The sequence below is a fragment of the Microbacterium sp. ZW T2_14 genome, assembly GCF_044987405.1.
Taxonomy (GTDB): domain Bacteria; phylum Actinomycetota; class Actinomycetes; order Actinomycetales; family Microbacteriaceae; genus Microbacterium.
In genome coordinates this window covers 25,001-41,117 of sequence record NZ_JBJDRK010000020.1, presented here as the reverse complement: position 1 = coordinate 41,117, position 16,117 = coordinate 25,001, and the positions used below count along the sequence as shown (strand labels likewise).

At 68.2% G+C, this 16,117-nt stretch carries 14 protein-coding genes; 12 read left to right on the top strand and 2 right to left on the bottom strand.

Going from position 1 to position 16,117, the window contains the following annotated elements:
* Window positions 1–101: 101 nt before the first annotated feature.
* The 10 genes from ACI3KY_RS08865 to ACI3KY_RS08820 all read left to right on the top strand — a co-directional run bounded on the left by ACI3KY_RS08865 (window position 102) and on the right by ACI3KY_RS08820 (window position 12,467).
* On the top strand, window positions 102–1,685 hold the full coding sequence (locus ACI3KY_RS08865; protein WP_404929810.1) for an MFS transporter: 1,584 nt from the start codon (window positions 102–104) through the stop codon (window positions 1,683–1,685).
* Between the two features lie 201 nt (window positions 1,686–1,886).
* Window positions 1,887–3,755: a molecular chaperone DnaK gene (gene dnaK / locus ACI3KY_RS08860; protein WP_404929809.1), complete on the top strand. Its 1,869-nt coding sequence runs from the start codon at window positions 1,887–1,889 to the stop codon at window positions 3,753–3,755.
* 2 nt (window positions 3,756–3,757) lie between these two features.
* Window positions 3,758–4,381 carry a nucleotide exchange factor GrpE gene (locus tag ACI3KY_RS08855; protein WP_404929808.1) on the top strand — a complete coding sequence of 208 codons (624 nt, stop codon included), beginning with the start codon at window positions 3,758–3,760 and terminating at the stop codon, window positions 4,379–4,381.
* Window positions 4,382–4,395: 14 nt separating this feature from the next.
* On the top strand, window positions 4,396–5,391 hold the full coding sequence (locus ACI3KY_RS08850) for a DnaJ C-terminal domain-containing protein (protein WP_404929807.1): 996 nt from the start codon (window positions 4,396–4,398) through the stop codon (window positions 5,389–5,391).
* 126 nt (window positions 5,392–5,517) lie between these two features.
* The gene (locus ACI3KY_RS08845) at window positions 5,518–5,991 is read left to right on the top strand and encodes a heat shock protein transcriptional repressor HspR (protein ID WP_404929806.1); all 474 of its coding nucleotides are present in this window, start codon (window positions 5,518–5,520) and stop codon (window positions 5,989–5,991) included.
* 390 nt (window positions 5,992–6,381) lie between these two features.
* On the top strand, window positions 6,382–7,725 hold the full coding sequence (locus ACI3KY_RS08840; protein ID WP_404929805.1) for an extracellular solute-binding protein: 1,344 nt from the start codon (window positions 6,382–6,384) through the stop codon (window positions 7,723–7,725).
* Window positions 7,726–7,797: 72 nt separating this feature from the next.
* Window positions 7,798–8,754 carry a carbohydrate ABC transporter permease gene (locus tag ACI3KY_RS08835; protein WP_404929804.1) on the top strand — a complete coding sequence of 319 codons (957 nt, stop codon included), beginning with the start codon at window positions 7,798–7,800 and terminating at the stop codon, window positions 8,752–8,754.
* Between the two features lies 1 nt (window position 8,755).
* Window positions 8,756–9,637 (top strand): carbohydrate ABC transporter permease, encoded by an 882-nt coding sequence (locus ACI3KY_RS08830; protein ID WP_404929803.1) that lies wholly within the window; start codon window positions 8,756–8,758, stop codon window positions 9,635–9,637.
* 32 nt (window positions 9,638–9,669) lie between these two features.
* Window positions 9,670–11,724, top strand: coding sequence for a DUF4185 domain-containing protein (locus ACI3KY_RS08825; RefSeq protein WP_404929802.1), 2,055 nt, complete (start codon window positions 9,670–9,672; stop codon window positions 11,722–11,724).
* 95 nt (window positions 11,725–11,819) lie between these two features.
* Complete coding sequence (locus ACI3KY_RS08820) at window positions 11,820–12,467, top strand: hypothetical protein (RefSeq protein ID WP_404929801.1); 648 nt, start codon at window positions 11,820–11,822, stop codon at window positions 12,465–12,467.
* Here ACI3KY_RS08820 and ACI3KY_RS08815 read toward each other — a convergent pair.
* Window positions 12,464–13,285: an inositol monophosphatase family protein gene (locus tag ACI3KY_RS08815; RefSeq protein WP_404929800.1), complete on the bottom strand. Its 822-nt coding sequence runs from the start codon at window positions 13,283–13,285 to the stop codon at window positions 12,464–12,466. The two genes, ACI3KY_RS08820 and ACI3KY_RS08815, sit on opposite strands and share 4 nt — an antisense overlap.
* A gap of 100 nt (window positions 13,286–13,385) precedes the next feature.
* Here ACI3KY_RS08815 and arr point away from each other — a divergent pair, with 100 nt between their 5' ends.
* Window positions 13,386–13,796 carry an NAD(+)--rifampin ADP-ribosyltransferase gene (gene arr, locus ACI3KY_RS08810; protein ID WP_404929799.1) on the top strand — a complete coding sequence of 137 codons (411 nt, stop codon included), beginning with the start codon at window positions 13,386–13,388 and terminating at the stop codon, window positions 13,794–13,796.
* A gap of 17 nt (window positions 13,797–13,813) precedes the next feature.
* On the opposite strand, the gene ACI3KY_RS08805 is transcribed toward arr, so the two are convergent.
* A complete protein-coding gene (locus tag ACI3KY_RS08805) occupies window positions 13,814–14,956 on the bottom strand; it encodes a glycoside hydrolase family 172 protein (RefSeq protein ID WP_404929798.1) in 1,143 nt (380 codons plus the stop codon).
* Window positions 14,957–15,098: 142 nt separating this feature from the next.
* Here ACI3KY_RS08805 and ACI3KY_RS08800 point away from each other — a divergent pair, with 142 nt between their 5' ends.
* Window positions 15,099–16,088, top strand: coding sequence for a LacI family DNA-binding transcriptional regulator (locus ACI3KY_RS08800; protein ID WP_404929797.1), 990 nt, complete (start codon window positions 15,099–15,101; stop codon window positions 16,086–16,088).
* Window positions 16,089–16,117 lie beyond the last annotated feature (29 nt).

The following is a 16,117-nucleotide window of genomic DNA, read 5'->3' as shown; positions in this document are numbered from 1 at the left end:
TCGCCAGATGCGTCGCTGCGCCGGCTCGTTCCCGCTCGTTCTGCCGGGCGTCTTCGCATTCGGCGTAGCGCTCGAGGGGCGCTGGATGGTTTGCTTCGTCCATGACTGGGGACACCCCGCCCGCGCCGGCCTTCAACGGGCGCCTCGCCATCCTTCTCGCCATGGCGATGTTCGTGCTCGTCGTCGACACGTCGATCATGAACGTCTCCATCTCGGCGGTCGTCACCGAGCTCGACACGACGGCCAGCGGCGTGCAGGGGGCGATCGCCCTGGAGGCGCTCGTGTCGGCCGCGTTCATCCTGCTCGGCGGCAAGACCGGTGACCTCATCGGACGCAAGCTCGCCTACACCCTGGGTCTGCTCGGATACGCGGTCGGCGCAGTGGCGATGACGTTGGCCCAGAACCTGACCACCGTCATCATCTTCTGGGCGGTGATCGGCGGCATCGGCGCATCGCTCCTCCTGCCGTCGATGCAGTCGCTCATCCACGGCAACTTCGCCGGCGATCACCAGAAGCGCGTCTACGCGCTGGTCGGTGCCTCCGCCGCGATCGCGGCGGCGGTCGGCCCGCTGCTCGGTGGTTTCATCACGACCTTCTGGTCGTACCGGGTGGCGTTCGCCCTCGAGGCCCTCATCATCCTCGTCGTCCTCCTCGGTCTCGGTCTCGTGAAGGACGTGAAGTACCACGGAGACCGCTCGATCGACCTCGTCGGCGCCGGGCTGTCGGTCGTGGGCATGGGCGGTGTCGTGCTCGGAATCCTGGTCTGGCAGGAGGGCGGCGGCTACGTCGGGCTCCTCATCGGCCTCGGCATCGTCGCGCTCGGCGGACTCGCGTGGTGGCTCAACGCGCGCAAGAAGCGGGGCAAGCCCGTGCTGCTCGACCCGGCCCTGTTCTCGTCCAAGCCGTTCCGAACCGGGGTCAGCGGGCAGCTCCTCCAGCAGATCGCCCTCGGCGGCACGATGATCGTCCTTCCGCTCTATCTGCAGATGGTGCTCGAGTACAACGCGCTGCAGGCCGGCCTGTCGATCGCCCCGCTGTCGCTCAGCATGTTCGTGGTCGCGATCTGGGCCGGCCGGCGGGGCAAGGGGCGCCCCGCGAATCTCATCCTCGTGGGCTTCTCGCTCGCCCTCGTCGGCCTCGTGGCGATCGTGCCTCTCGTTCCGATCGCCGACTCGGGCTGGTACCTCGTGGTGCCGCTCATCATCGCCGGATCCGGGCTGGGACTGCTGGTCTCGCAGCTCAACAACTACACGCTGTCGCCGATCTCCGACGAGCGGGTCAGCGAGGCGGCCGGCGTCAACTCGGCCGCGGGTTCGTTCGGGCTCTCCTTCGGTCTCGCGTTCGCCGGCGCCATCATGCTCGCCACGCTCGCCACGGCGTTCACCGCGCTCTCCGATGCGAGCACGGTGCTCACCGCGGAGCAGCAGCAGCAGGTGTCCACGGTGCTGGAGGAGGACGCCGAGCTGATGTCGAACACCGGCCTCGAAGAGCTGCTCGCCGACGAGTCTCCGGAAGCCTCCGCCGAGGTCATCCGGATCAACACCGAGGCCCGCCACCTCGCGCTGCAGGTCGCGCTGCTGATCCCCATCCTCGCGGCCCTCCTGGGCGCGCTGAACGGCTTCCGCATGCGACGCCTGCCCGATCCGAAGCCGAACGAGGCGGCCGAGGGGACGATGATCGGCTGAGCCTTCGCGCTTCCCCGCGACCTCTGAACCGGCCAGCGGCTAACTTGAGCCGCTTCGTATCAAGTTTGATTTGACGGATGCCGCGCCCCGGGCGTATGGTTGAGCCATCGCGACTCAACCTCACGTTCGAGCCGCGAGCAGACTTCCCATCAACCCCGGGCGCCGGCATCCGTTCTGCGTCCATATGAAGGAGAGATACACATGGCACGTGCTGTTGGAATCGACCTCGGTACGACCAATTCGGTCGTGAGCGTCCTCGAGGGCGGCGAGCCGAAGGTCATCGCGAACGCCGAGGGCTTCCGCACCACCCCGTCGGTGGTCGCATTCACCAAGGACGGCGAGGTGCTCGTCGGCGAGACCGCCAAGCGCCAGGCCGTCACCAACGTCGACCGCACCGTCTCGTCGGTCAAGCGCCACATGGGCACCGACTGGGGCTTCGATGTCGACGGCAAGAAGTGGACGCCGCAGGAGATCTCGGCCCGCATCCTGCAGAAGCTCAAGCGCGATGCCGAGCAGTACCTCGGCGACACGGTGACGGATGCCGTCATCACGGTCCCCGCGTACTTCAACGACGCCGAGCGCCAGGCCACCAAGGAGGCCGGCGAGATCGCGGGTCTCAACGTCCTGCGCATCATCAACGAGCCCACCGCCGCCGCGCTGGCCTACGGCCTCGACAAGGGCAAGGAGGACGAGCTCATCCTCGTCTTCGACCTCGGTGGCGGCACCTTCGACGTCTCGCTCCTCGAGGTGGGCAAGGACGACGACTTCTCGACCATCCAGGTGCGCGCGACCGCCGGTGACAACCGCCTCGGCGGCGACGACTGGGACCAGCGTCTCGTCGACCACTTCATCAAGCAGTTCAAGGACACCACCGGTGTCGACGTCTCCGGCGACAAGATCGCGCTGCAGCGCCTCAAGGAGGCCGCGGAGCAGGCGAAGAAGGAGCTGTCGAGCTCGACCTCGACGTCGGTCAACCTCCCCTACCTGTCGCTCACCGACTCGGGCCCCGTCTCGCTGTCGGAGACCATCACGCGTGCGAAGTTCGAGGACCTCACCAAGGACCTGCTCGACCGCACCAAGAAGCCCTTCGAGGACGTCATCCGCGAAGCCGGCATCAAGGTCGGCGACATCGACCACGTCGTGCTCGTCGGCGGCTCGACCCGCATGCCTGCGGTGTCGGAGCTCGTCCAGCGCGAGGCCGGCAAGGAGCCCAACAAGGGCGTGAACCCGGATGAGGTCGTCGCCGTGGGCGCGGCCCTCCAGGCCGGTGTCCTCAAGGGCGAGCGCAAGGACGTCCTCCTCATCGACGTGACCCCCCTCAGCCTCGGTATCGAGACCAAGGGCGGCATCATGACGAAGCTCATCGAGCGCAACACCGCCATCCCGACCAAGCGCAGCGAGACCTTCACCACCGCCGATGACAACCAGCCGTCGGTCGCGATCCAGGTCTTCCAGGGCGAGCGCGAGTTCACCCGCGACAACAAGCCGCTGGGCACGTTCGAGCTGACCGGCATCGCGCCGGCTCCGCGCGGCATCCCGCAGGTCGAGGTCACCTTCGACATCGACGCCAACGGCATCGTCCACGTCTCCGCGAAGGACAAGGGCACCGGCAAGGAGCAGTCGATGACGATCACCGGCGGCTCGTCGCTGCCGAAGGACGACATCGAGCGCATGGTGCGCGAGGCCGAGGAGCACGCCGCCGAGGACAAGAAGCGCCGCGAGGCCGCCGAGGTGCGCAACCAGGCCGAGACCCTGTCGTACTCGATCGAGAAGCTCATCAAGGAGAACGACGACAAGCTTCCCGAGGACGTCAAGACCGAGGTCCAGGGTGACGTCGACGCGCTCAAGACGGCGCTGGCAGGCGACGACGACGAGGCCGTGAAGACCGCGTTCGACAAGCTCAACCAGAGCCAGGGCAAGCTCGGCGAGGCGATCTACGCCTCCGGCCAGGCCGCTCAGTCGGCTCCGGATGCCGCCGCCGGCGAGCCCGCTGACGCCCAGGGTGCGCCGAGCGCCGACGAGGACGTCGTCGACGCCGAGGTCATCGACGAAGACGAAGAGAAGAAGTAACCATGGCCGACAAGGACTTCGAGAACGAGGTCCCCGGTGGCGAGGACCCGGAAGCGCAGGCTTCCGGGTCCGACCCGCAGGAGGGCCAGGATGACAGCGCCGAGGCGCCCGCGGACGAAGCCGCCCAGAGCGATGAGCTCACGGTCGACGACATCCTCGGGTCGGCGCAGAACGCCGACGCCGCCGCGGAGGACGCCGTGCTCGCCGACCTCGAGTCGGCGCTGCTGAACGACCTCAAGCGACTGCAGGCGGAGTACGCCAACTACCGTCGTCGCACCGAGGAGCAGCGAGAGGTCGAGATCGAGCGCGCCCAGGGCGCGGTCGCCAAGGGCCTCCTCCCGGTGCTGGACGACCTCGACCGCGCGGAGAAGCACGGCGACCTCGAAGAGGGTTCCCCATTCGCCGCCATCGCCGAGAAGCTGCGTGGCGTCGCCGAGCGCATGGGCCTGTCGACCTACGGCGCCGCGGGCGAGGCTTTCGACCCGCAGCAGCACGAGGCGATCTTCCAGGTGCCGACGCCCGGCGCGACCGAGGCGACGATCCTGGAGGTCGTCGAGACCGGCTACCGCCTCGGCTCGGTGGAGCTGCGCCCGGCGAAGGTCGTCGTCGCGGTTCCCGCCGACTAGCCCGAAGGAGCACCATGGCCAGTCAGGACTGGTTCGACAAGGACTTCTACTCGGTGCTCGGCGTCTCCAAGGACGTCAGCGAGGCTGACCTCAAGAAGACGTACCGCAAGCTCGCGCGGAAGTACCACCCAGACTCCAATCAGGGTGACGCCGCCGCCGAGGCGAAGTTCAAGGAGGTCAGCGAGGCGTACTCGGTGCTCTCCGACGCGGAGCAGCGCAAGGAGTACGACCAGATCCGTGCGATGGGCTCGGGTGCTCGTTTCACCGCGGGTGGCCAGGGCGGAGCCGGCGGTTTCGAAGACGTCTTCTCGATGTTCAACCAGGGTCGCGGCGCGCGATACCAGAATGCCGAGGACTTCGACGACATCTTCGCCATGTTCAACCAGCAGCAGGGCGCGGGCTTCGGCTCCGGCCGGTTCGGGCAGTCGACGGGCGGCTTCCGGGGCTACGGGGGACCGACGCGCGGCGCCGACGTCACGGCGCGCACGACGATCGACTTCGTGACCGCCACCAAGGGCGAGACCATCACGCTGCAGGGTGAGGACGGCAAGCCCTTCAAGGTGAAGATCCCGGCAGGGGTGTCCGATGGACAGAAGATCCGGCTGCGCGGTCGCGGGCGCCCTTCGCCCGACGGCGGGGAGAACGGCGACATCGTCGTGCAGGTCGCGGTGCGGCCGCATCCGGTGTTCACACGCGACGGCCTCAACCTGCGCGTGACCGTGCCGGTGACGTTCACCGAGGCAGCGCTCGGCGCCACCATCGAGGTGCCGACGCTCGGCGGCGACCCGGTTCGGCTGCGCGTCGCGCCCGGCACGCCGTCCGGCCGCGTGCTGCGGGTGAAGGGTCGCGGCGTCGAGACCTCGAAGGGCACCGGCGATCTCTTGGCCGAGGTGCAGGTCGCTGTGCCGTCGCACCTGGACGACGCCGCGCGCGAGGCGCTCGAGCGCTTCCAGAGCCTCGAGCCGAAGGAGAACCCGCGCGCCGACATGATGGCGAAAGCGCGGGGCTAGACGAGATGACGGTCGTCGAGCGAGTGAGGAACGAGCGAGACGGAGCGCCTCGGGGCGGCGCGCGTCGTCGGTTCCGGGCCTTTCGCCTCGCACGCTCGCTCGACGACCGGAATCGGGGTGATCGACATGGTTGAGCCGCACGACATCGACGAGGACGCTCCGATCTTCGCGATCGCCGTCGCCGCGGAGCTGTCGGGCATGCACCCGCAGACGCTCCGCCAGTACGACCGGCTGGGCCTCGTCGTGCCCGCCCGCACCCAGGGCGGTTCGCGGCGCTACTCGCTGCGGCACGTCGAGCAGCTCCGCGAGGTCGCGCGGATGTCGGCGGACGGCATCGGGCTGCCCGCCATCGTGAGGATCCTCGAGCTCGAGAATCGCGTGCAGGAGCTGCACGGGCGCGTGCGCGACCTCGAAGACCGCATGCGCGCCGAGCTCGAGAAGCGGCCGGGCGCCCGGGTCTTCGCCGCCGGCTCGACCGGCAACGTCGTGACCCTGCGGCACGGCACCCGGGTGCGACGGGCCACGGAGGTCGTCGTCTGGCGCCCCCGCACGCCGATCGCGCCTACGCGCGAGGACCGCGAGCAGTCCGCGGACGACTGACGCCGTCGCGCGGGCGGCCTTCGAAGGCTTCGCGGCGAACGATGTGCGGAGTGAAATCGATATCGGATTCATCGCCTCGAGGTGAGTGCCCGTGACGGGCGGTTGTGAAATCGATACAACGACCTCGATTGGTGATCGAACGCCCGAGACCGTGATTTCACGCCCCCGACGCCCGAATCGGCGCATCCGGCGAGACGGAGGGTGGCATGTTCTCGCAGAATCAGCCCCCGCGCCCGTTGCGTGTGAAATCGATTTCGTCTAGCCTGACCCGAGACGAGATCAGTGGCGATCCGCGCAAGCCGGCGGCCACCGCTCGATCGGTCCGACCGGGCTCCCCTGACCGGCCACAGCTGCGACTCACCGAAGAGTCGTGTTCCTGAGGAGGGACGAATGCACAAGAGAAACAGCAGGCTCTTGCTGGCCGTGGCGGCCGCGGCAACCGCAGGTATGGCGCTCGCCGGCTGCAGCGCCGGCGGCGGCGACAACGGCGACGACGGCGTGGCGACGATCCAGTTCTGGCACCGCACCTTCACCCCGGTCGAGAACGACTGGTACGCCGGCATCGTGAAGCAGTTCAACGAATCCCAGGACGAGATCAAGGTGGTCGACACGGAGGTGCCGGCCGATGCCTGGGACCAGAAGATGAAGTCGGCGCAGGCGGCGGGGAAGGCCCCCGACATCTACACCTTCTCCGCCAGCATCACGGATGCCGTCAACGCCGGGCAGCTCCACGAGCTCAACGACCTCGTTCCTCAGGACAAGCTCGACGAGATCATCGAGCCGGCGCAGCCCATCTCGCAGCTCGACGGCAAGTACTACGCGTATCCGCTCCTGCTGGAGCCGCAGACGGTGCTGTTCTGGAACAAGGACCTGCTGTCGGCGGCCGGGCTGGATCCGGAGACCGGTCCGACCACGTGGGACGAGCTGTTCGACATGTGCGCGGCGATCAAGCCGACCCTGGCGGACGGGCAGTACTGCATCTCGCCGGCGAGCGACGCCGTGACCTTCGCGTGGTCGTCCGTCGGTCAGCAGTACAACTTCGCCGGTCACACCGCGCTCAACGAGGATTGGACCGCGCCCGACATCGACGACGACGGCTACCGGCAGCTCATGGAGAACTACAAGACGCTGTGGGACGAGGGATACATGGCCCAGCAGGCGCTCGACGTCTACGTCGGAGGTAAGGACTTCGGCGAGGAGAAGGTCGCCTTCAAGGTGTCGGGATCGTGGATGATGTCGGAGATCGGCTCCGACTACGCGGATGTGCTGCCCAAGACGGGGATCGGCGCGTTCCCGAACTCAGCCGACGCCGACGGTCGCGGTGCGACGACGCTCGGCAACTTCCGCTGGGTCATCGACGCCAAGTCCAAGAACGCGCAGGCGGCGGCCGACTTCCTCACGTGGGCGCTCGCGGGCGACCCCGAGCTTCTCGTCCCGTTCTTCGTGGACACGCAGTTCACCAAGGTGCCGGTGCGCGAGTCGGTGCAGGAGGCGGTCTCGGCCGACGAGGCCAGCGCGGCCGCACCGTGGTCGTCGATCGTGATGAACGACATCGTGCCGAGCGCGATCCCCGAGCCCACCTACCCCTGGGACGTGTCTCTCGCCGTCGGCACCGCGATGGAGTCGGTGATGAAGGGCGCGGCCTCGCCGGACGACGCCATCAAGACGGCGGAGGATGCCATCAACACGGTGATCCAGCGCGACGATCTGCCCAGCAAGGCGCCGACGTCCTAGCGAAGGATCGGATCCGGGGGTCGATGCCATCGACCCCCGGACCTGTGCCCCGGCCCACAGCGAGGTGAGGAAATGACCGCGACGCAGACGATGATGACCGAGACGGAGACGATGGTGCTCCCCGGTCGCCGGCACGACAAGCACCGTCACAACAGATTCCGGTACCGCGACGGAAGGATCGCCTACCTGCTCATCCTTCCGGCGCTGGTCCTCCTCGGGATCTTCGTGGTCTGGCCGGCGGTCTACGCCGGATACCTCTCGTTCCAGGACTGGAGCTTCTACAAGGACCCCGAGTTCGTCGGATGGCGCAACTACACCAACGTCCTGAGCGACCCGCTGTTCTGGGAGTCGATCGGCCGCGGGTTCGTCTTCGTGGCGATGACGGTGCCGCCGATGCTGATCCTCGCGTTCTTCTTCTCGAGCCTCGTCGTCAGCGTGTCGCGCTGGTTCGCGGGCCTGCTGAAGGTGAGCATCTACATCCCGACGATCATCTCGGCGGTCATCACCTCGATCATCTTCGTGCTGATCTACAACTACTCGGGCGGCATCCTCAACGCGATGCTCGGCGGGTTCGGCATCGACCCCATCGCCTGGATCGGCGACCCGGCGTGGGCGCTGCTGGCCATCGCGATCCCCGCCATCTGGCTGGGGATCGGCCTCACCTCGCTGATCATGGTGGCGGCGATGATCGACATCCCGACCGAGTACTACGAGGCGGCGGCGATGGAGGGCGCCGACTGGTGGGAGAAGACGCGGTACATCACGCTGCCGCAGATGAAGAACGTCTTCCTGTACCTGCTCATCACCGGGTTCGTCGCTGCGATCCAGCAGTTCGAGCTGCCGCTCGTCATGACGGGCGGCGGGCCGCTCAACTCGACGACCCTGCCGAACCTGTTCATCTTCAACCACTTCCGCAACGACATCAACGTCGGCTACTCGATCGCGGCGGCGCTGCTGCTGTTCGTGGTGCTGGGCACGGTGTCGGCGCTGGTGTTCCGTTTCGTCAATTCCGAGAGGCTGGTGGACTGACGTGGCCGCCGTTCAGCAAGCCGCCGTCGCGGCGCCGGTCGTCCAGCGGCGTCCGCACCGAGACCTGACGTGGTGGTTCTACGCGATCGGCAAGGCGATCGTCGGGATCGTCTTCGTCGCCGCCGCGCTGTTCCCCCTGGCCTGGATGGTGATCGCCGGCTTCAAGTCGAAGACCGAAGTGATCGAGACGCCCTTCCAGTTCTTCCCCGAGGTGTGGCGCTGGGAGAACTACGCCCAGATCCTCGCCGATCCCACGTTCACCCGCACGATGCTGTGGACCTTCCTCGGCGCCGTGCTGTTCACACTGCTCGCTCTCACGGTCAACTCGCTCGCGGCGTACGCGTTCGCCCGGCTGGACTTCCGGTTCAAGCGGACTCTCTGGGTCGTCGTCATCACCACGATGTTCATCCCCGGCATGACCATCCTCCTCACGAGCTTCATCGTCGTGACCAACCTTCAGATGCTCGACACCCTGGCGGTGCTCGTGATCCCGGGTGCCGCCAGCGCCGGGATGATCTTCTTCATCCGGCAGTTCTACCTGAGCATCCCGTCCAGTCTCGAAGAGGCCGCCATGCTCGACGGCTGCGGGCGGATGCGGATCTTCACGAAGCTGTTCCTGCCGCTGTCGAAGCCCCCATTCGTGGTGATGGGCATCACCGCCTTCCTCGCGTACTGGAATTCCTACGTGTGGCCGATCATGACGATCACCACGCCCGACCAGTTCGTGGTGCAGCAGTACCTGGCGACCTTCCGCTCGGAGCGCAGCACCGAGCTCGGGCTGCTCATCGCAGGATCGGTCCTCGCCGCGGCGCCGGTGATCATCCTGTTCCTCGTTTTCCAGCGCCAGATCATCGGCAACATCAAGATGGCCGGTCTCAAGTAGGCCGACCGCATCTGTGGAAAGGGGTCGCGAAGATGCGACGACTACGAACGAACACCGCCGTCATCGCCGCCGCCGGCACGCTGGTCATCGGGCTCGTCGCCTCTGGCGGTGCGACGGCGGCTCAAGCCCCGGCACCATCGCCGATGGACGAGATCGCCGCGGCGTCGGCCTTCGCCGATCACTCGCCGGCCGTGGTCATCGGCAAGATGACAGGTCCGAAGTCGACGAGCGCGACCGACACCGCCTGGCGGGTGACGGGCACCGATCTCGGGATCATGTGGGACAACGGCCAGGGCCAGATCCTCACCGCGTTCGGCGACACGTTCGGCGACTGGACCGGACCCGGCGGAGGCGGCGGCGACTGGCGCTCCAACGTGCTGCTGCGCAGCTCCGACACCGACCTCTCCGACGGCATGACCTTCGATTCGGCGGTCGAGGACGCCCCCGGCCACGCCGGCGAGCTGATCCCGTCGCTGAAGATCAACGGTCAGGAGATCACCACGATCCCCACCGCGGGCATCGCCGTCGGGTCGCGGCAGTATCTGGCGTTCATGTCGGTACGGCAGTGGGGCGCGCCCGGTGCGTGGGACACGAACTACAGCCGCATCGCCTATTCGGACGACAACGGCGAGACATGGAACTCGACGGACGGCCCGCAGTGGACGAACACGCCTGACGGACAGCATCCGTTCCAGATGGTCGCCTTCGAGCGCCACGACGGCTATGTCTACATGTTCGGCACGCCCAACGGCCGCTTCGGCGCCGCGCACGTCGCGCGGGTGCCCGAGACGCAGCTGCTCGACAAATCGGCCTACTCGTACTGGAACGGGTCGACATGGGTGCTCGGCGACGACACCGCCGCCGTCGCGATCGTGCCGCCGAACGTCGCAGAGCTGTCGGTGCAGTACAGCGAGCACACCGGCGGCTGGCTCATGACGTACCTCGACGAGAACCTCGATCTCGTGCTGCGCACCTCGCCCTCGCCCGAGGGCCCGTGGAGCGATCGGCAGCGACTCGCGAGCTTCGCCGACTTCCCGGGACTCTACGGCGGCTACATGCATCCGTGGTCGGAGGACGGCGACCTCTACTTCTCGCTGTCGCAGTGGGAGCCGTACAACACCTACCTGCTGCGCGCCGAGATCGATGAGAACGGCACCGTCGTGAACCCGAACCTGATCCAGGACCCCGGTTTCGAGCGCGCGGTCGACGGCTCGATGCCTGCGCCGTGGGCCTGCACGGGCAACTGCGGCATCGACATCAACCACACGTGGGCCTACGGCGGCACGAAGCAGGCGTGGATGCGCTTCAACGCCGGCTGGATCGATGTGCACCAGGACGTCGCGGTCGAGCCGAACACCACCTACACCCTCACCGGTTTCGTGGTGACCGGCGGCACGCCCGCCCAGGGAGCCCTCGGCGTCCGTGAGCTCGGCGCCGGCGGAGCGACCATCGGCGAGACCGCGTTCGATGCGGTCGGCGCGTACACGCGGTACTCGGTGACCTTCCACAGCGGCGATCGCACACAGGTGCAGGCGTTCGTCGGCACGCATCTGAACGGCGACCGCTGGGTGCAGTTCGACGACCTCTCGCTCGTGAAGGCGAAAGAGCAGCTGCCGGGGCTCTCGGTCTCCGTGAGCTCCGACCCCGCTGCCGGGACGAAGGTCGTGCGTGACGACGTCGTGACCTACACGGTCACCGCGTCGACCGACAGCGCCACCGCCGAGGGCGTCGCGCTCGCCGTGGACCTCGCGGGACTCGTCGATGATGCGACGTTGGATGCCGCGTCCCTGGCGTCGTCGATCGGCACCCCGGTGCTCGACGGGACGACGCTGCGGTGGGTGGGTGACATCCCGGCGGGTGAGACGCTCGAGCTGTCGTTCGCAGCCATGGTCCGCCGAGACGCGTCGCGCGCCGATTCGCAGTTGGTGGTGACGACGACGGCGAGCGGCGACCGTGCGATCCTCACCTCGTGCGACGGTTGCGCGCTGACGCTCACCGCCGTCCACTACGACCCGCGTCCGCCGCGGCCGGAGTTCCCAGACAAGCCCGGCAAGCCCGACAAGCCCGGGAAGCCGGGCAAGCCCTAGCGTCGTGATGTCGCGCCCGCCGTCCGATTCCTTCGGGATGGGTGGCGGGCGCGATCCGGGGCGCCGGGTGGAAGCGGCGGGGAGGAGTACGAGGGATGCTGCTGTCGTTGACGGGCGCCAGTGGGGCCGGCAAGTCGACCGCGCTCGATGCCGTGAAAGCCGTCGACTGGCCGAGCCGCCTCGATTGCGTCGAGTTCGATTCCATCGGGGTGCCTGCGGACGCCGACACTGCGTGGCGGCATGCCGCCATCGAGCACTGGGTGCAACGGGCCGTGGCCGGGCAACGAGCCGGCCATCATCTGCTGCTGTGTGGCCAGGTGCCCATGGGTGAACTGTTGGCTGCACCCTCGGCGGATCAGCTCGACGGGATCGCCGTCTGCGTGCTCCACTGCTCACCAGAGGTGCGTCGTGCTCGATTGAGAGCGCGTGGTGAGCCCGAGCACACGCTCGTCCACCACGTCAGGTTCGGCGAGTGGTTCCACCGCCACACCCTGGATCCCACACACAGCCCAGAGGTGATCCGCACCGAGAGCTCAACGGCGATGCAATGGGAGCGGTGGGCTGCCTGGACGAAGGGCGATCCCCGGTGGGATGCGCGCATCATCGACACGGATCCCTTGACTGCGGAGGAAGTGGCCCGGGAGGTCGAGACCTGGGCCCGCCGTGTATTGGCCGACCGTCCGAACCTGCGCTTCGCACGAGATCTCGACGAAGCTGGTTGCGGCACCGGGATCGGGGGCTAGCCGCCCGCGTGCAGGCGGTCCAGCAGGAAGGCGTGCGTCCCGGCGTCCGCAGCGGCGATCAGACCGTGGTGGCCCGTGTGCAGCTCGCCGCCGGCGAGGTTGGTGACGACCGCGCCCGCCGCCCGGCACAGCGCGATCCCGGCCGTCCAGTGCACACTGCCCCGCAGGTCGCCCGCGGTGACGTAGCCGGCCTGCTGGCCGGTCGCGACCCACGCGAGAGCCAGCGTGGTCGACAGGAAGCGGGGGCTGAACCGGGCGCGGAAGACTTCGTCCGACAGCAGGCGGATGCCGCTGTCATCCGGATAGCTCGACTCCAGGTTCACCGTGACCAGCCGGGACGACGACGTCGGTTGCAGGCGGCGGTCGACGCCGGTATCGGGGGCGGTCGTCTCGGGACGGTGCCAGGCGGCCGCGCCGTCCGTCCAGAACACGTCGCCGGCGGCGGGATCGGCGACCGCCGCGGCGGCGGTGACGTCATCGACGTCCAACGCGACGTTCACGGCGAACAGAGGCACGCCGGCAGCGAAGTTGAGGGTGCCGCAGATCGGATCGACCAGCCACCGGCGGCGCCCGTCGCCGCTGGATCCGAGCTCCTCGCCGACGATCGCATCGCCCGGCCGCAGCTCGGCGAGCACGTCACGGATGGCGCGCTCCGTCTCGACGTCGGCTTCCGTGGTGAAGTCCAGACCTCGATCGGCGGTACGCCGGCTTCCGGTGGCGTAGCGCGCCCGCGCAACGGCGGCGCCGGCCGACGCCGCGCGCACCGCCACCTCGGCGTCGGCAGTGGGATCAGCAGCGGTCGCTCGAGGGTGCACCATGCTGCCAGTCAATCAGCCCGCGAGCCGGTCCTTCCGCACGGCGGTCCGGCGATCTCGGCACGGGTTCCGTTCACGGATGCCGGGCGCCTAGGCTGTCGCGGTGAGCGACGCACTGGACGAAGGGCCGTTCTACCACGGCACGAAGGCCGACCTCCAGGTCGGCGACCTGCTGACGCCGGGCTTCCGGTCGAACTACCGGCCCGAAGTGATCATGAACCACATCTATTTCACCGCTCTGCGCGATGGTGCGGGGCTGGCGGCTGAGCTTGCGGCCGGAGACGGCCAGCCGCGCGTCTACGCCGTCGAGCCGACCGGGCCGTTCGAGAACGATCCGAACGTGACCGATAAGAAGTTCCCCGGCAACCCCACGCGCTCGTACCGGAGCGACGCGGCGCTTCGGGTCGTCGGTGAGGTCACGGACTGGACGAGGCTGACGCCCGAGGCGCTGCAGACCTGGCACGAGCGTCTCGCTGCGCTTCGCGCGGACGAGCGCGGCCAGATCATCAACTGACGCCGGCGCGCGCCGTCTCAGTCCTGTGGTGCGCGCGGCGGCGTCGCACCGATGTCGGGCACCGGCGCGGTGCCTAGGTGCACCTCCAGGTCGTCGGCGGTCGGCGTGCGGGGCCGGCGAGCAGTGGGCCGGTCGAGATAGAACATCGCGGTCGAGGCGATGTCGTCGCGCAGCGGAAGGTATCGCCACCCGCTGCGCCACCCGAGCGCCTGGATGTCGACCTTGGGGATGCCGCGCGAGAAGTGGATCGGATCCGGCAGGTGCCAGCGGTACATGCCGAAGCGCTGCTGGCTGACGTAGAGGCCGTCAGGGCGGATCACCTGCGGCATGCCGAGGTAGGGCGTGGAGAACTCCGTGTAGCCCTTGCCGGGGATGTCGAAGTTCCAGGCGCCGCCGAAGTAGTCCTCGGTGCCGGTGCCGCAGATCGTCGGGTAGTCGGTGTCGTCGTCGAGGTAGAACTTCATCTCGCCCTCACCCCACCAGCCGTTGGAGTTGACGCCCCACGCGATATAGGTGCCGACGTACTGGCCCTGGCCCTCGATGCCCTCCAGGATCGTGTGGGGGACGAGCTCCTCCAGCGGGTTCGACCGGCGCCACTGCGCGTGGAAGTACCCGTCGGCCGAGTAGTCGCCGCCGATCTCGTAGGTGACCTGGTAGTACACGCGGACGTCGACGACCGACGTGTTCTCGACAGTGAGTCGTGCGCCGTCGCGGAAAGGCATGGGCCAGTAGGAGTTGAAGCCGCCGTGAGGGTTGGCAGCGATCGTCGCTGAGTTCACCTGGGCGAACGCGCCCCAGCCGTTGCAGAAGAAGTCGCCGTACGGCACCTCGACGGCCGGTTCCTCGGCGCCGTCCCAGTAGGCGCGCAGCAGGAGCGTGCGCCAGTTGTCGGTGTGCGTCGTGATCCAGATGTGGGTGATCCGGCCGGGACCGTCGATGTTCGCGAGGTCGAAGGTCTCGCCGGCCCTGATGTCGACGCTGGGGGAGATCTTCCATCCCGGACCGAGGTCGCGGGCGCAGGTCGCTCCCGTGCCCTCGGTCGCGCGACCGCCCCCGCCGGCGGAGCCGTCGAAGTTCTCGGGCGAGATGGACCGCGTCTGCACCGACCGCAGCGAGGCGATCGACGTGAGGGCGGAGGAGGGGGACTGGGGTGCGTTCATCGGTCGGCACGTCCTCGTGTCGGTGCGCCCGAGGGGGCGCGATGGTGCGATCGGATGGCGGATATTCTGGAATCGATTTCAACACTGTATGGTGGGCACACCGGCATGTCAACGCGGGTCGGTGCAGGGGAAGCGGGGTGCCGTGGCCACCATCTACGAGGTCGCCAAGCTCGCCGGCGTGTCGCCGGCGACGGTCTCCCGCGTCTTCAACGGCATGGGGGTGTCGGACGAGAAGACGCTCGCGGTGCGCGACGCGGCCCGCCAGCTGAAGTTCACACCGAATCGCACGGCGCGTACGCTCCGCAGGCAGGCGTCCGAGGTGATCGCCCTGGTGATCCCCGACATCGAGAACCCCTACTTCACCGAGATGGCGCGCGGAGTGGAGGATGTCGCCTCCCAGGCCGGCTACTCGGTGGTGCTGTGCAACACCGACGCACAGATGGAGAAGGAGGCCATCTACCTCCAGATCGCGATCTCCGAGCACATGGCCGGCGTGATCCTGGCGGCGGCATCCGATCACACGAATCTCGACGAGCTCATGGCCACCGGCCGCCCGGTCGTGGCCGTCGACCGGGGGACGGGCTACGACATCGACGGTGTGGTCATGGCGAACCGCACCGCCGGGCAGGCGGCCACCGAGAATCTGGTGCAGGCCGGCTACCGGCGGATCGCCTGCATCACCGGCCCGCAGCACATCGAGACCGCGTATGAGCGCGCGCAGGGTTGGCGCGCCGTCCTGGCGCGCCACTTCCCCGACGCCGATCCCGACGAGCTGCTGAGGTACTCCACGTTCCGCGTCGACGGGGGGCGCGAGGTCATGGAGGAGCTGCTCGCTCTTCCGGATCCGCCGGACGCCGTGGTCGCGGGCAACAACCTGCTCGGGGTCGGTGCCATCCAGGTGCTGACCGAGCACGGACTCACCCCGCCCAAGATCGGCGTCGCCGTCGTCGGCTCGCTGCCCTTCACGACCCTCACCCCGACCGCCGTCACCGTCGTGCGACTGCCGGCGAGGCACATGGGAGTGACGGCGGCGAAGATGCTGCTCGAGCGCATCAACGGCGATGACCAGCCCGCGCGCACCGTCGTGCTGCGCAACGAGGTCCAACCGGCGCGCGCGTCCGTGCGCGGCTGACGAGAGAGCTCGGTTTCACGTCAAAGGCG